Origin of the sequence: Spiroplasma endosymbiont of Dasysyrphus albostriatus (genome assembly GCF_964019495.1) — a bacterium.
Lineage (GTDB): Bacteria > Bacillota_I > Bacilli_A > Mycoplasmatales > VBWQ01 > Spiroplasma_E.
Window position 1 is genome coordinate 1,610,828 of sequence record NZ_OZ026447.1, and the last position, 15,442, is coordinate 1,626,269.

At 23.0% G+C, this 15,442-nt stretch carries 24 protein-coding genes; 18 read left to right on the forward strand and 6 right to left on the reverse strand.

Going from position 1 to position 15,442, the window contains the following annotated elements:
• Positions 1 to 361 precede the first annotated feature (361 nt).
• Together AACL11_RS09540 and AACL11_RS09545 are read right to left on the reverse strand one after the other, a co-directional pair.
• Complete coding sequence (locus AACL11_RS09540) at positions 362 to 499, reverse strand: hypothetical protein (protein WP_338987607.1); 138 nt, start codon at positions 497 to 499, stop codon at positions 362 to 364.
• Between the two features lie 177 nt (positions 500 to 676).
• On the reverse strand, positions 677 to 1,189 hold the full coding sequence (locus AACL11_RS09545) for a BspA family leucine-rich repeat surface protein (RefSeq protein ID WP_338987608.1): 513 nt from the start codon (positions 1,187 to 1,189) through the stop codon (positions 677 to 679).
• A gap of 90 nt (positions 1,190 to 1,279) precedes the next feature.
• Here AACL11_RS09545 and AACL11_RS09550 point away from each other — a divergent pair.
• The 14 genes from AACL11_RS09550 to AACL11_RS09615 all read left to right on the forward strand — a co-directional run bounded on the left by AACL11_RS09550 (position 1,280) and on the right by AACL11_RS09615 (position 9,563).
• Positions 1,280 to 2,069 (forward strand): IS5 family transposase gene (locus AACL11_RS09550; protein WP_281747819.1). Its coding sequence is split into 2 segments (ribosomal slippage): positions 1,280 to 1,540 and positions 1,542 to 2,069, totalling 789 coding nucleotides; the frame shifts between segments, so codons are not numbered across the junction.
• Between the two features lie 87 nt (positions 2,070 to 2,156).
• A complete protein-coding gene (locus tag AACL11_RS09555; protein ID WP_338986574.1) occupies positions 2,157 to 2,318 on the forward strand; it encodes a hypothetical protein in 162 nt (53 codons plus the stop codon).
• The gene (locus AACL11_RS09560) at positions 2,318 to 2,563 is read left to right on the forward strand and encodes a hypothetical protein (RefSeq protein ID WP_338987609.1); all 246 of its coding nucleotides are present in this window, start codon (positions 2,318 to 2,320) and stop codon (positions 2,561 to 2,563) included. Before AACL11_RS09555 ends, AACL11_RS09560 begins: the two co-directional genes overlap by 1 nt.
• A 2-nt stretch (positions 2,564 to 2,565) precedes the next feature.
• Positions 2,566 to 2,763, forward strand: coding sequence for a hypothetical protein (locus tag AACL11_RS09565; RefSeq protein WP_338986578.1), 198 nt, complete (start codon positions 2,566 to 2,568; stop codon positions 2,761 to 2,763).
• A 121-nt stretch (positions 2,764 to 2,884) separates the two neighbouring features.
• Positions 2,885 to 3,082: a hypothetical protein gene (locus AACL11_RS09570; RefSeq protein ID WP_338986580.1), complete on the forward strand. Its 198-nt coding sequence runs from the start codon at positions 2,885 to 2,887 to the stop codon at positions 3,080 to 3,082.
• Positions 3,083 to 3,189: 107 nt separating this feature from the next.
• Positions 3,190 to 4,014: a hypothetical protein gene (locus tag AACL11_RS09575; RefSeq protein WP_338987611.1), complete on the forward strand. Its 825-nt coding sequence runs from the start codon at positions 3,190 to 3,192 to the stop codon at positions 4,012 to 4,014.
• 16 nt (positions 4,015 to 4,030) lie between these two features.
• The gene (locus tag AACL11_RS09580) at positions 4,031 to 4,186 is read left to right on the forward strand and encodes a hypothetical protein (protein ID WP_338987612.1); all 156 of its coding nucleotides are present in this window, start codon (positions 4,031 to 4,033) and stop codon (positions 4,184 to 4,186) included.
• Positions 4,187 to 4,230: 44 nt separating this feature from the next.
• Positions 4,231 to 4,419: a hypothetical protein gene (locus AACL11_RS09585; protein WP_338987613.1), complete on the forward strand. Its 189-nt coding sequence runs from the start codon at positions 4,231 to 4,233 to the stop codon at positions 4,417 to 4,419.
• A 1-nt stretch (position 4,420) separates the two neighbouring features.
• On the forward strand, positions 4,421 to 4,606 hold the full coding sequence (locus AACL11_RS09590; protein WP_338987614.1) for a hypothetical protein: 186 nt from the start codon (positions 4,421 to 4,423) through the stop codon (positions 4,604 to 4,606).
• A 17-nt stretch (positions 4,607 to 4,623) separates the two neighbouring features.
• The gene (locus AACL11_RS09595; protein WP_338987615.1) at positions 4,624 to 4,998 is read left to right on the forward strand and encodes a hypothetical protein; all 375 of its coding nucleotides are present in this window, start codon (positions 4,624 to 4,626) and stop codon (positions 4,996 to 4,998) included.
• Between the two features lie 18 nt (positions 4,999 to 5,016).
• Positions 5,017 to 6,201, forward strand: coding sequence for a hypothetical protein (locus AACL11_RS09600; protein ID WP_338987616.1), 1,185 nt, complete (start codon positions 5,017 to 5,019; stop codon positions 6,199 to 6,201).
• Between the two features lie 14 nt (positions 6,202 to 6,215).
• Positions 6,216 to 7,913, forward strand: a complete 1,698-nt coding sequence (locus tag AACL11_RS09605) for a hypothetical protein (protein WP_338987617.1) — start codon at positions 6,216 to 6,218, stop codon at positions 7,911 to 7,913.
• Positions 7,914 to 7,916: 3 nt separating this feature from the next.
• Positions 7,917 to 8,498 carry a hypothetical protein gene (locus tag AACL11_RS09610; protein WP_338987619.1) on the forward strand — a complete coding sequence of 194 codons (582 nt, stop codon included), beginning with the start codon at positions 7,917 to 7,919 and terminating at the stop codon, positions 8,496 to 8,498.
• A 51-nt stretch (positions 8,499 to 8,549) separates the two neighbouring features.
• Positions 8,550 to 9,563 (forward strand): IS3 family transposase, encoded by a 1,014-nt coding sequence (locus tag AACL11_RS09615; RefSeq protein ID WP_338986622.1) that lies wholly within the window; start codon positions 8,550 to 8,552, stop codon positions 9,561 to 9,563.
• Here the strand turns inward: AACL11_RS09615 and AACL11_RS09620 are convergent.
• A complete protein-coding gene (locus tag AACL11_RS09620) occupies positions 9,560 to 10,195 on the reverse strand; it encodes a hypothetical protein (protein ID WP_338987621.1) in 636 nt (211 codons plus the stop codon). The genes AACL11_RS09615 and AACL11_RS09620 overlap by 4 nt on opposite strands.
• 182 nt (positions 10,196 to 10,377) lie before the next feature.
• On the opposite strand from AACL11_RS09620, the gene AACL11_RS09625 reads away from it, so the two are divergent.
• On the forward strand, positions 10,378 to 10,737 hold the full coding sequence (locus AACL11_RS09625; protein WP_338973555.1) for a helix-turn-helix domain-containing protein: 360 nt from the start codon (positions 10,378 to 10,380) through the stop codon (positions 10,735 to 10,737).
• Between the two features lie 28 nt (positions 10,738 to 10,765).
• On the forward strand, positions 10,766 to 11,266 hold the full coding sequence (locus tag AACL11_RS09630; protein ID WP_338988468.1) for an IS630 family transposase: 501 nt from the start codon (positions 10,766 to 10,768) through the stop codon (positions 11,264 to 11,266).
• On the opposite strand, the gene AACL11_RS09635 is transcribed toward AACL11_RS09630, so the two are convergent.
• Positions 11,267 to 11,437, reverse strand: coding sequence for a hypothetical protein (locus tag AACL11_RS09635; RefSeq protein ID WP_338987623.1), 171 nt, complete (start codon positions 11,435 to 11,437; stop codon positions 11,267 to 11,269).
• A gap of 411 nt (positions 11,438 to 11,848) precedes the next feature.
• Between AACL11_RS09635 and AACL11_RS09640 the strand changes: the two genes are divergently transcribed.
• Positions 11,849 to 12,721: a hypothetical protein gene (locus tag AACL11_RS09640; protein ID WP_338987625.1), complete on the forward strand. Its 873-nt coding sequence runs from the start codon at positions 11,849 to 11,851 to the stop codon at positions 12,719 to 12,721.
• A gap of 3 nt (positions 12,722 to 12,724) precedes the next feature.
• Positions 12,725 to 12,859 carry a hypothetical protein gene (locus AACL11_RS09645; protein ID WP_338987626.1) on the forward strand — a complete coding sequence of 45 codons (135 nt, stop codon included), beginning with the start codon at positions 12,725 to 12,727 and terminating at the stop codon, positions 12,857 to 12,859.
• Positions 12,860 to 12,945: 86 nt separating this feature from the next.
• On the opposite strand, the gene AACL11_RS09650 is transcribed toward AACL11_RS09645, so the two are convergent.
• Both AACL11_RS09650 and AACL11_RS09655 read right to left on the reverse strand, forming a co-directional pair.
• On the reverse strand, positions 12,946 to 13,929 hold the full coding sequence (locus AACL11_RS09650; protein WP_252320277.1) for an OTU domain-containing protein: 984 nt from the start codon (positions 13,927 to 13,929) through the stop codon (positions 12,946 to 12,948).
• Positions 13,930 to 13,986: 57 nt separating this feature from the next.
• Positions 13,987 to 15,062 (reverse strand): IS3 family transposase gene (locus AACL11_RS09655; RefSeq protein ID WP_338987629.1). Its coding sequence is split into 2 segments (ribosomal slippage): positions 13,987 to 14,819 and positions 14,819 to 15,062, totalling 1,077 coding nucleotides; the frame shifts between segments, so codons are not numbered across the junction.
• Positions 15,063 to 15,442 lie beyond the last annotated feature (380 nt).

Sequence of the window (15,442 nt, forward strand, 5' to 3'; positions counted from 1 at the left end):
TTATTGTGATGAAACATTAACGATTCATGTTGGTGTTAAACCAACCATATCAATAACAACTCCATTACCATTATCATAGTCAGAAATTTGTCATATGTATCATTGTGCAATTAATATTGCTGCAACTGCATCAATTATTGGAGCTAATGCTGGTAAGGCAACACCTAGGACAGCAGAGACTGCTCCTATTCCCGAACCAATCGCATTATTTAATTTATGTAATGTATCATGATTTAATCCAATAACATGGTAAGCAAAATAATATTGATAATAGTTTTCGCCACCTGCATATGTTGCTACGTTATTTTTTGTTAGATATTTTCAAACGTTATTTTCAGCAGTAATATTAGATAAATCAACATTACTTACTTTTTTTTATATCTTGGTTTAAAATAGTATTAACAGCTTCTGTTTTTTCATTAGTCTTTAAGTTACTACTTAAATTTCCTACAGTTGTACCAAGTGTTAAAACACTTAGGGCAGTAATTAAATTTTTCATTTTAAACACCTTCTTTATATATGTGATAAATTAAAAGGATATTTTGGATTAATAATAGTTTCTATAAATTTTAGGAATGATAATATTAATCCAAAACTTGGAAATATTTTCTATCCATCTTAATTTTAACACTTTAAGTATTAATATAAAAGGCAAGAAAAATTAGTAATATATTAATTAATATATTGTTATAATATTATTTTTAAATTTTGGTAATTTATTAGGATTAGTAATTCCTGAATAATTTGCAAAGTTACTATGTTCTCTTACTTTTTTTACATTTCATGTTGAAAGGTCTTGATCAAATAATTTAGCGCCATAAAACATAAAATTCATATATACTGCATTAGAAGTATTTCAATTTGAAAGGTTTTGATTGAATGAGGTTGCACCATAAAACATAAGACTAAAACGATTTATATTAGATACATTTCATGTTGAAAGATCTTGATTGAATGAAGTTGCATTTGCAAACATAACAAAAGTACTTTTTACATTAGAAACATTTCAATTAGTAATATTACTATTAAATGAAGTGGCTCCATTAAATGTAAAATTCATATTTGTTATATTGGAAGTATCTCATGTTGAAAGGTCTTGATTGAATAAGGTTGCACCTGTAAACATATTTTTTAAAGATGTGATTTCTGGTGGTAATTTGTCAGGTACTTTTTCAATTGTTCTTGGCATTCTAACAACTTGAATTTCTTCTAAGAACCTGTTTAGAATCTTTTAGAAAATAATGTAAAATTACTATATATTTTAAAATAAGAGGTATATATGCATAAAAATTATCCAAGTCATGTTACTAAAGAACAATTTGAGAACATAAAATCAACTTTAGAAAACAGCAAAAAGAAAACAAAACCAAGAAATTTAGATTTATATGAAGTGTTTTGTGCAGTTTTATATGTATTAAAAAGTGGTTGTCAATGAAGAATGTTACCAAAAAATTTTCCAAAATGACAAACTGTATATTATTATTTCCAAATTTGAAGTAAAAACAATGATAAAGAACCTAGTGTATTGCAATTAATTTTAAAAAAAATTAGTTAAAAAGATTCGTATTAAGAATCATCGAAAAGAAAAAACTAGTTTTTGTATAATTGATTCGCAAAGTGTTAAAAATACAGATACTACTGAAAATAAAGGTTATGATGCTGGTAAAAAGATTTCAGGAATAAAACGTCATATTGCAGTTGATACGCAAGGTTTACCACATGCAATTTACATAACTACAGCAGAAAAAACAGATCGTAATAGTGCTATCATAATGATTAAAAGTGAAAAAGAAAATCTTTCTACAGTTCAAAAAATAATAGTAGATGCTGGCTATACTGGTGAAAAATTTGCTTCTGCAATCAAAACAATCATAAATGCAAATGTTGAAGTTGTAAAACGTAATGAATTACATTCTTTTGTAGTACTACCAAAAAGATGAGTTGTAGAACGAAGCTTTGCATGATTAGAAAAATGCAGAAGATTATGAAAAAATTGTGAAAGAAAACTAAATACTAGTTTACAAATGGTTGTTCTTTCCTTTATTTCAATTTTATTAAAAAGATTCTAAACAGGTTCTTAGAAAAATACGAAAATGGAAGTCTAGAATCATTGTATTGTCTAAATCATTATATGAAAAAAAATGGTGAATTTGATAATGAATAAAGAAAAATTAATTGAAGATTTAGAAGAACGAATAACATGACTTACAAATGAAATATCTAATGTTAAATATTTTAAACAAATAGAATTTTATATATGAGAAAAAATATGTTTAAAAAATCTATTAATTAAAATTGAACAAGGAGAATTTGAATAATGATAATATTACCTACTTTGTTTGAAAATAAAGATGAAATTGAAATATTATCACCATTTCCAAAAGCAATTCATACAAGTAATGATATTAGAGCAATTATTTTAAGACAATATCCAAATGTTAAATCAAAACACATAATTGTTTCTGACCCCGAAAGTAATGTTGCATTAATAGTTGGTGATAATGATGTTTATCAAGGTTGAATTAAAGTAACAATTAAAAAATTAGAAATAGAAAGAGAATAACCATGACTAAACGCGAATTTTTAATTAAATGAAATGTAGATGAAAAATTATTTTTTATTGATAATGTTGAATTTTGTACAAGTGACACATGTGTAATGTTTAATTGAAATGATAATTATTTAATGATTGATTGTTATTCAGAATACATGAATAAATTTATAGAACTATTAAATGATTTAAAACAAATTAAAGGAGAATAAACAAATGAAAAAGGAAAAAATTAAAATTAGAAATTATGAATTTGAATTAAATTCTTATGTAGTAGATTCCTTATTAGATGTTATAAGAGAACTGATAAAAACAAATAAAGGAGAATAAAATATGTTAGATGAAATTTTAAAAGTAATTTTTGATAGAGCAGATAAAAAAGAATTAATTAATATGATAGAAAGATTAATTCTTTGTACTAACAATAGAAAAGAAACAAAAAAATGAATTATTAGAGAATTTGATAAAAATGATTATGTTTTAGAAAAATTATTACAATTAGAAATACAAGGAGAAAAAAATGGATTATAAAGAAAAAATTAAAATTAGAATTCATGAATTTGAATTATATGATTATCAAGTAAATACTTTATTAGATATTGTAAGAGAAATGTTAAAAGCAAATAAAGGAGATTAAAATGCCAAACGAAAATACACAATCAAATTATACTTTAACTAAGTTAATAAGAACTGGTATAAGTCCAATTTGTGCAATGATTGGTACAAGTGCTTATTATGGTCAAGTAATAGATAATCCATTATTAGGTTCAATTAATAGTTTATTATTTGGTAAAAAATTAGGTTTAGATATTTGAAATTTAAATCAAAGACCAAATACAAAAACTAAATTAATTAATAGTAGTAAAAAAATCTTATTAGGTTTAGGAACAATTGGATTAGCAAATTATAGTAAATGAACAGAAAATAATATTAATCCTATTATTCCAACAACACCAATTCCAGTAACTACTACAACTACAACAGAAGGTCCTCCATGATTATTATTAAATAAACAAGAACATCAGTCATTAATGGATTGAGATACTTATATTTCATTAAATGCTTATGGTATATCAAATCTTATTAGTGGATTAACTGAGTTAATACCTAATAAATTTGAAAAAATAAGAAAGGTTTGTAATATGGCTACTGGTGGATGTTTGATTAGTAGTGGTGTAGCAATGGGTATAAATAATGATTTTAATAATGCTTATGCAATACCTACCATAATTGCTGGTGCAAGTGAAATTATTCATAATTTACTACCTATGGAAACTACAAATCATATTGAAGAAATGCAAGAAACACCATTTAATAATGAAACTGCAAGATTAATAAATGATAATAGATTCACAATTAATAGTGAAACAACTAGTCAATATGGTAGTGATAATATGAGTGAAGTACCATTAAATCATGATAATACTTCATTAAATTGAGATTATAATCACATGAGTTTATAAAGGAGGTGAATAATTGATGAATAAAGAAAAATTACTTGAATATTATAATCAGGAAATAAAAATATATAAAGAAAAAATAGAAGAATTCAATAAAGAAATATCTGTATTAGTAGAAATTATAAGTAATTTACAATCAATGATTGAAAGAATTAATGGTGGTCAATTTGATTAATAATTAGAAATAAAAAAATAAATAGTTGAAAGGAAAATATTGAAATGAAAGAATTTTTACATGAATTAATAATTATTGGAACAAGTGTTGGAACATTAATTTGCAGAGAAATTATTGTTTTATTAAAAAGATTTATCACAACTCCAAAACATGTTAGAGCAAATAATAAAATTATCAAACATCAAAAAAAATTAGAAAAATTAAATGAAAAGATTAATAAAGGAGAAAAATAATATGACAAAAATTGAATTTAATAAAAAATATATAAAAAATAATATCAAAATTGATAGAGATTTTGATTTAGATATAGGAAATTGTTTTAAATTTTCTGATATTGATATATTAGAAAATGCAGTTAAAGATTATAAAAAACTAATAAGTGAAATGCCACAATTAGTTAAAGATTGATTATTGGGATAAGATTAGGAGAATATTAAATGTTAGAAAATGAAGATAATGTTCAACAAACAACTGAACCTTTAACTGAAAATAATGCTCAACAAGAAATAGAAAATAAAGTTAATGAAGCAGAAAATAAGTTAAATAAACTTAATCAAGAAATTAAAGAAAAAGAAATGATTAATATATTTAAAAAATATCAAGTTAAAACTGAATTTTATGATTTTTTAAAATTTAAAACAAGTAATCTAGAAAATTCAAAAATTGAAGAAACTATTAAAAAAATGATTAAAGAACAACCAGTATTTAAACAAACAATTAATACAGGTGGTAATAAACAAATAATTATTAATAATAAAACAAATGATAAAGAAAATTTTTTAATTAATTATAAAAAGAAAAATTATTTATAAACGAAAGGAAGAAATAAAATGTCAGTACCATTTAATCAAAATTTAGACAATACAGAGAGATTAGTAGAAGCACCAGAATTTATAGAGTTTTTTAAAATTTCAAATAGTCCATGGGCAAACTTTTTTCCTACTGAAATTGTTGACTCAGTAAATATTGAGTTTATTGTTAAAAAACCAAAAAAACCGGAAGTAAAAATTATTGCTTGGGATGATAAAAGTAAAAGATATGAATTACCATATGTTGATACAGATAAAATTAGTAAAAAAATAACTAAAAAATATCTTGCAGGAGAAATTATTGCAGATGTAGATTTAAAAGCAAATAATGGACAAAATTTATTAGATAGTATGCAATATGAAGTTGCAAATGATTTAGCAGATAAATTGGCAATTGATGATACACAAGCAATTGCAAAATTTGCTACTAAAATCGATATTGAAGATACAACACCAGTAGGCTATTTAAAATCAATGTTATCTGCTTGAAATACTTTGTTTCAATTTAGAAATATTGCAAATAGTAAATTTTTTATTACTAATGGTCTTTATGATAGTTTAGTTTATTTAGCAGATAATAAAGGTTTAATTACCGATAATCAGTTGGCACAACAATTACGTTTAAATGGAAATAATTTATATGTAAAAGGCGTATTATGTGAAATCGTTCTTGATGACTATATGATTTTTACTAATGATAAAAATGAACAACAATTAATGACCTTTATTTTAGCAACACCAAGAGCAATGAAAAGATACATGATAGAAAATACAGTTATTTATGTAGATTTTATTAAAGATGATAAAGCAGGAAGAGCATATAAAGTTGCTGGTGAAGTTGTTGGAGAAGCAATCCCATATATTTCTAATAATGAAACAACATCAAGATGAATGTTATGTGGAGTTATTAAAACAGAAAAAAATGATTTAAAAACTAAAATTACAGTTTTAACAACAAATATTACTGCAAATGTTAATAACAATAACAATGAATTAAATACAGAAATAAAAAGTACTAATGAACTTAAATCATTAAATCCAAATTTAACAAATCCAACTATTAAATATTTTAGTGATGCACAAGGAAAAACTAATGTAAGTAATCAAAAACAAAAAGCAGGTGACTTATATATAACTATTGCTGCAAATGTTAATGATTTAAATTATAAAGGTTCAACAAATCCAATTAAAATAACTCTTAAATAAAGGAAATTAATATCATGCCAATTGGTACAACTAGTACAGCAATACTTTTAAACATAAATAAACCAAAACATACTAGAACAAGTAAACAACAAGAAAATAAAAGTTTTTGATGAGAAATTTTAGAAATGATTGGTGTACAAGTTATAGCAGTAGCACTTGCTCCTTTTACTGGTGGATTAAGTGAAAGTTTTGCACTTGGATTAGGTGCAAGTGATTTAATTGCTAGTATTAGTGCTGTTGGTGTAGAGTTTTTAACTGATTTTACTATTAATCAAGTTTATGATTATTTAAAAGGAAATGTAACATCATTAAATACTTTCTTTAATTTATTACCGGCATTTGCAGGACTTAATAAAATTAGTCGTGGTTATCGCACAACTAAATTTATTAAACTAGCACAAGAAACTAAAACATTAGAACAAGTTGGTATTAAAGAAGCAAAAAACTTACAAGAAATTATTAGTCAAGTAAGTGGAAAAGAAATTTTAACAGATAAAATTATTGGTAATAAACGTTATTTAATGAATTATAGTTTTACTCCTAATCGTGAAACAGTATTACGAGATTTAGGTTATGTTGCTGAAAGACAATATAAAAATAATTTTCAAAAATTAGAAGCACAGGAGTTAAAAAATTACTTATTATTACAAAATACATTAATAAAATTAAGTCCACAATTAACTCCTAAATTTAAAATTAAAGATATTGAAAAAGCAAATAATTTTTTAAAAAAATATAATACTGATTTAAAAAAAGTATTATCTATGAACCAACATGATTGATTAAATTTAGTTCATACAATACACACAGAAAATAGATATGGAAAAACTTTAATTTTGGATTTACAAAAAATTCGTGCTAATGCTATTAAATTTGATTTTAAAAAAAGTTCAATTCATAAGATTGTTTTAAATGCAAATAAATTGTTTAAATATTTGGATATTAGATTTTATTTAAAAAAAGGTTTAAATAAATTTTGAAAAAATACACCATATTTTGAAAAATTACGAGAAAGTATATATAAATTACAAGAAAAATTTGAAAAGTTGGAAAAACAAGCATTTGAAAAAATTAATAAATTAAAAGAAAAAACAACTGATTTATTTACTAGTGCAGAAAAAAGAGCAATTAAACATGCACAATTAATTCCATTAAATTCACCAGTATTTATGGGTTGTAAAATTCAACCTTTATCATTAGATAAATGTGCAATTACTATTTATCATCGCAATACTAAATATAAACCAATTACAGTTGTTGATAGTATTCTTAAAGCAGAAACTTTTGTTACTCAAATACATCCATTCCATTGATATCGTTGATATAGTGGTTGATACATTGGTTATGGTGTTAATCATAATAAATGATTAAAAGCAATAGCATTTGCTCCACCAGTGGTTCAACAAGTAATTAGAGATAGTTTTAAAGTATATAGAGAAATATTTAGAATAGTAAGAACTTATCATAAAGTAGTAAATGTTATTAATAATCCTATTGAAAATATTAATAAATCATTTAAAAGTGTTGGTTTAAAATTTTCAGTTAATACTTTATTTGGCACTGGACTATTACATCATTTAGAAAAATTTGCATATAGTCAAGTTGTAAAAAAAGGTAAGAAAAAGTTACAAAAAGAAATTATCCATATATCACATAGAAAAACTAAAACAAAAACTAAGCATTATAAAAAAGCATTTTTTAAGGAATGATAAATTATGATTAATAAACTTTGAACTGATGTCAGTCTTGAAAATTATAATAACTGATATCCATTAACTGGAAAAATTACAGAAACCCCACAGCAATATATACAGACATGACCTAATGTTAATGATTGATTTAAAACTTTTGCTATTCGTGCTCAAAATGATATTAATGCTTATCTTGATTTTATTTTATCTAAATTTCCTTTTGATAGTTTTAAAGATGAATTAATTAAAGAAACATTAAGAGATATGGTTTATGTAATGGTTGAACATTGAGTATTTAATCGTACACCAATTGAATTTAATGTTGATGCTACTATTCAATTTAATAATGGTAGTCAATTTAGTGCAAATAGTACTCCTACGATTAATGTTTGAGATTTAGCACCTAGTAGAATGAAAATATGAGCAAGATTAACAGAATTAAAACAAATATTTTCAAGTTATAATGATGATGAAATAGATATTGAAAAAATTGACTTAAAAGCATTTTATACTAGAAATCAAGTTGATGAATTAATTGAACAACAAAAAGAATTTACATTATCAAAACAAATTAAATTATATGAGCCACTTAGCCCTTTTTACTAGACCATTAATTTAAAAAATCTGAATGTATTCTAAAAACAATTGTGTTATATAATGAACACTAATTTTGACCTGAAAGGATTTTTATTAATGGATAAAATTAAACAAATAGCATTAATAATTAACAAATTAAATATCAAAGAAAAAATTAAAATTATCGATGATTGCAAAAATCAATATTCAATTAGAAACTTATGTCAATATCTTCAATTAAACAGATCAACATATTACTTTTTAAAAAATAAACAAAAACTTATTAAAAAAGAAAAAAATCATATTATTAATTGCAATCATAAATATCAAGAATTATGCCAACTTTTAATCGAATTTCATTCTACAAGAAAAGGTAGAATTTATGGATATTTAAGAATTTTTTCAGCTTTTAAAGAGTGATTAAAACAAGAGAAAAATATCATTTTAAATATAGAATTATCAACAAAACAAATGCGAAAAATTATGAAAAAACACAATATTCAAGGATTAAAACAAACTAAAAATAACTATCCTAAAAACAAAAAAAATCCAAATAAGTGAATACCTACAATGGATAAAGTAAACAAAGATTACAAAAGTACAACCGCTTCAAATCAAATTTGATCAATGGATACTAAACAAATAAACACCAAAGAAGGTTGACTATATCTTTTTGTAATTATTGATTTTTATTCAAATAATGTTGTTAGTTATAATACATTTTCAAATAAATCATATCAAGATTTAATTCTTCCTGCACTTGAAAAAATAAACAACCAATTTTCTTGAAATCAAATAAAAAACGTTATTTTACATTCAGATAACGCCAACGAATTTTATTGTCAAGAAATTACAAAATGAGCAAAAAACAAACAAATAATTTTAAGCAAAAAACAACCATATGATATTGGCGGTAATGTCATATCTGAAAATTGATTTTCACATTTATCTCAAGAATGATTGCCTAAAGACTCAAATCAATATTTAACAATCAATGAAGCTATTAATGATGTAAATCAATATGTTATGTTTTATAATTATGAAAGAATACATTCTAAATTTTTAAAACCACCAATATTACAAATAAAAATTTAGAAATATCTATCAAAATATGGTCCAGTAATTAGGGCTAACCACCCCCATCCAACTTCAATTACTGTATTTCCATTTTCATGTGTTACTAAACCAAGTTCATTATTTAAATTAAATAATGTTTGAACATTAATTGATAAATCTAATACATAATTTACTTTATTACTATCTAAATCACTATAATATAATTTTGCTTTTTTACTTGCTAAATTTAAACTATAAAAATATATTTTACTATTTATTTCTGTTATTAATACTGTATCGTTAATGTTAAAAAAATCATCTCCAATTATTGGTTTGGCTTCAGATTGACCTTTTTTTATAATTAACACACTATAACTTATAGGTTTATTTATAGATTTATAAATAGCAAGATAAATGTTTTCATTTTTATCAATAAATATAGAATTAACCATTAGATTGTTTGGTAAATTTATTTTTTCAGCAATTTCAGTATTAATATTATATTTATAAAAACCATCAAAAGTTGTTACATAAATATTATTTTTTAAATAAGTAATATCAGTTACCATACCCGAAACTAATGGCATAGTTTTAAATTTATTTTTATTATTAAGAATTATTACTCCACCAGCAGAAGTTAAATAAATATTACCTTTAATATCAATTATCATGTGAAAAGAACCTACTTTGAATTCTTTATTTTCTCAATAAATTTCATTATCTCTGGTACTTATAGCTAACGAAAGTAATGTTTACTCATAAATAATGTAAAATAATAATATGTAATTTAAACAATTCTTGCACTTACAAGTATAATTCAGCAATAATTAAAATAGATTAGGAAGATTAAATTATGCCAAAACCATACAGTGAGGACTTACGAAGAAAAGTAATAGAAGTTTATGAAAGTAAAAACATGAAAATTAAAGAAATTTGTAAAGTGTTCAATATCACTAGAAAGACTTTATTTTTATGAAGAAAAAGAAAGCAAAAAACCGGAAATATAAAACCAATTTTGAATTATCAAAAAGGACATAGCCACAAAATAAAGGATTTAGATGAATTAAAAAATTATTTAGCAGAAAATAAAGATGTTACAGTTCAAAAAGTAATTGAAAAATTTGGTGATATGACAAAAGAAACAGTTTATAACTATTTCAAAAAACTAAATTATACATATAAAAAAAACTTTTCTATATGAACAAAGAGATAAAAATAAACAAGAAGATTTTTTAAAAGAAATAGCGAAAATAATGAATGAAGATTTGGTATATATTGATGAATCTGGAATTGATGATAATGAATTTTATAAATATGGTTGGTCTGAAAAAGGTAAAAGATTATTTGATAATAAACCTGCATATAAAATAAAGAGAATGAGTATAATTGGTGCACTAAATAAAGGTAAATTAAAAGCTCTATGAGCATTTGAAGGACATTGCAATAGTAAAATTTTTGAATCATATGTTAAAAATATACTAATTCCAGTATTAAAGTGTGGACAAATTATAGTTTTAGATAATGCGACGTTTCATAAATCTAAAGCAACAAAACAATTAATTGAAAATGCTGGATGCAAACTATTATTTCTTCCACCATATTCTCCTAATTTAAATCCAATTGAACATTTTTGATTTGCTATAAAACATAATATAAGAAAAATATTACCAAATTATTGACCAAATATTAAAAACGCGATTGATTTTGTTTTTCAAGATATGAGTAAACATTACTTTAGTTAGCTATATATTATATTTTCAAATTTTTTGTCCAGATATATGAAGATCAGAACTATCAAAAGTTGTATAATACAAATTACCATTGTCATCCTGTGTTTGTTTTACATTTTTTGTTGATATTATATTTTTATAATTAAAGTTAGTATCTTGATAATTATCATATATTTTTTTCATTATATTAGCCTCTTCATTTCTTTTTTTAAAATAGTTATTTTTATTATTTCTTCTTTTAAGTACATATCGATAATTCTAGTAACTAAAATCGATAAACGATATCACATGCTTACTAGAACTTACTATAAAAGAAAAATAATTAGTAGTTTTTCATTTTTTATTATCCATTATATTTTTATATTTCACATTATTTAAGTTAAACCTTGTTTACTTTAAAAATTAAAGTATCGGTCAAAAAATTTTATAAATTTTATAAAAATAATTATATTTATTTATTTTCTATAAGTCAAATTTTAATAAAAATACAAATACAAATAATCAATAATACTCATCAATATTTCTTCAATCAATTGTTGCGATTTGACATTAAGGTAGCAAAAATGATAAAATAACACGTTGGAGTAGTGAAATATGAAAAGAAAACTAAATTATAAAAAAATATTAATTGCAACTGGTGTATTAGTTGTCGTTGCAGCAGCAACAACAACAATAGCTGTTGTCGCTACAAAAAGCACAAAATCAGAAGCAAAAAAAGAATTAAGTTCTATCATTACTAAGTTAGAAGTTGACGGTAACAAATTTAATACTGAAAAAGCAGTTCTTGATGAAATCATTAAACAAAATAAAGATGTAACTGCTAATGATGTTGAAATTAAAAACTTTATTAGTGCATCAGAAATTAAAAATGGTTCAGCAGAACTATATGCTAAAGCTGACAGTAAATATACAGGACAAGTTAACATTACAATTACTGCAAAAGACAAAATTGCTTTAGACAGTAAAATTACTAACAAAGAAGTTGATGGTAACAAATTTAATACTGAAAAAGCAGTTCTTGATGAAATCATTAAACAAAATAAAGATGTAACTGCTAATGATGTTGAAATTAAAAACTTCAAAGCAGCATCTGAAGGAACTGCTGGTTCAGCAGAACTACATGCTAAAGCTGACAGTAAATATGCAGGAAAAGTTAACATTATAATTACAAAAATTGATACTGAAGAAGAAAAATTAGAAAAAATTATTAAAAAAATAAAAACAGCCGCTGATAAAGAAAGATATGGCAAGGAATATGTTAAGGCATACAAAGAGTATTTTGCATTTCTTCAAAAATCTATCGAAGCAAAATTTAAAATAGATCCTTGAATTATAGATGTAAAACCTACAGAAACAAATAAAAAAGAAATTTTTACAAAATTGGAAAATTATGTCAGACAAATTAGAATATCACATTATAAAATTGGATTAATGGAACAAGGAATTTATTTTCGTTTTAAACCATAACAAATGATAATTACTGATAATCAAGAATTAAAACTTAATAATGTGGGAGGAAATTTACATAATTATGATGATGAAAACAAACATTTACCAAATTCTTTTTTTAATATAAATGCAACTATTAAATACCAAGTAAAATAAATTTAAAAATATACTAAAAATAACCAAATATTTGGTTATTTTTTATTAATATAACAAATCAATAAATACAAAAGTGATAATACTAATTAATTAGTATTTGTATTAGTAATTTCTTTTAATAATTGTTGATCTCCTGTTTTTGAACCATTAATTATTGGTTTAATAAATGATTCAAAAACAAGATTAGGATTTGTAAATAATTGTTCTTGATTATTTAATTCAAAAATAGATTTTTCTAATATTTCATTTTTTTGATGTGCTGGTACTTTAATTATATCTTCAATAAAAATATCAATTATAGCATTTTGTGTTTCTTCATTAATTTCTTTATCAGACAACTGATTTTTAAGTTTCAATCTAGCATTAATTAAAAAATCAGCACTTTCCTCTCTTGGAAATGAAATACTTTCTTGAAAACTATTATTACCTGAATTAACTTCAAATGAAGGTGTTACTACTTTTGTAGTTTCTTCCTCATTTCTTTTTGCTGGTGTTTGATTAGTAACATTTGAAAAATATTGATAATGTCGAGCTTGATAGTATAACTTCACTTCATTATTAGCAATTACATTATCTGGTTCAAATCTTTCCCTACTTGCAATATCAAAATCTTCATTAATTCTAATAATATCACAATTTAAAATATTACAAATTGCTTCAATTTCAACAGAACCTGTTATTTCACCATTTTTTCTCATTTGTTCTAAAGTTTTTCTTATTTGTGTATCTTCACTATTGTTAGGATATAATTCTTTATTTTTTTTATTAATTTCACTATCTAATAACATTGATCTAAAATTAGCTTTATTATTTGGACGTTTTGTATCTAAATTTGTTTCAATATAATCACAAATACGATTACGAAAGACTTTAACTAATTTTTCATTTTCTTTATCAGCAAAATTAAAATCAGCAAAATTAAAAATTCGTTCTCAACCGAATTCTATACCAAAAAGCGATTTATATCTTGTTTTAAATTGGTTTTTATTAGTTTTAACTTGTTCTAAATATGAAACGATTACTGCTCATAATAAACAATTACCATCTCTTTGTACATCTTTAATTGCCATGGTGATGTGTGCTCCTTTAAACGAAAAACAGTTATGGAATGGCAACACTTTTTAGGACTATTTTTTGGTAGACATTTGTTGTTGATATTTAACTGGAGTTAAGTAGTTTAAAGTGCTGTGAATTCTTATATTGTTATATCAATTGATGTAATCAAATAATTCTAATTTTAATTGGATTAATGATGTAAAATTTTTATCATTAATAAATTCTGTTTTGAAAGTTTTAAAAGTTGCTTCAGCAACAGCATTGTCATAAGGACAGCCTTTTTTGCTTAAAGATCTAGTTATGTTGAATGCTAATAAAAGTTTATCAATCATTTTATTGTTAAATTCATTACCGCGATCGCTATGAAATATTTGGATATTTTTTAAACAGCGATTTGATTGCATAAATGCTTGATATACTAATGATGCATCTTTTTTAGTACCTACACTATGTCCAATAATTTCGTGGTTAAATAGGTCTATTAATAGGCAAATATAGTTTCATTTACCATTAACTTGAACATAAGTTAAATCGCTAACAATAACTTCATTTTTAAGCCTATTATTAAAGTTTCTATTAACAAGATTGGTTATTTGACTATCATTGATTTTATTATGATGCTTTTTGAATGATAATTTAGTGTATTTTGATATTAAATTATGCTTATTCATAATTTCTTTAATTTTTCTTCTTGATAAATAAATTCCTTTATTTTCTTTAAAAGCACTAATAACAGCTTCATCATGAATATTATTTTGAATTTTATTTTCTTTTTTCTTGAAATTAAAATAATATGTTGATTTAGAGATTTTTAAAAAACGACATATTGTACGAATTTTATATTTAACTTTATTTTTAGCAATAATTTCTATTTTCTGCCTATTATTAGTGCTGCTTGCTTTAAAATATCATTTTCCATTCTTAATTGTTTTAATTCTTTTCTTAATTTAATTAATTCATTTTCTTCAAAAGAACGATTATCTTTAGTTTTAAAACTGTCTGAATTAGTAAATTGCTTAATTCAATTATAAGTAGCTGCTCTTGTAACATTGTACTCTTTAGCAAGACAAGACACTGACTTACCGCTTTGATATAAAGCTACTATTTGTTTTTTAAATTCATCGGTGTATGAGTTAATATTAGCCATAATTATAGTTCCTTTCTTTTAACTAAAATTTGTTCACTTGTCTACGTAATTAGTGTCCAATAAAGTGTAACCCATCCAGTTTTTAAAATAAAATAATAAACTGAAATTTTAAATAAATATATTGGAATTTTAATGCTCGTTGCTTTGCAATTCATCGTAAATTGGTAATAAATATTACTACTTATAATATAACAAAAAAACAAAAAAATAATAGCAAATCATTATTAAAATATTATATATAAATATTTCATAATTTAATTTTATTTAATAAAAAATATATTATAATACTTTCCTAACAAAATAAAATTAACCTATAAATAAAATATAAGGAGATTTTTAGAAATGAAAATTCAGAAACTTAAAAAAATAAATTTAATAAC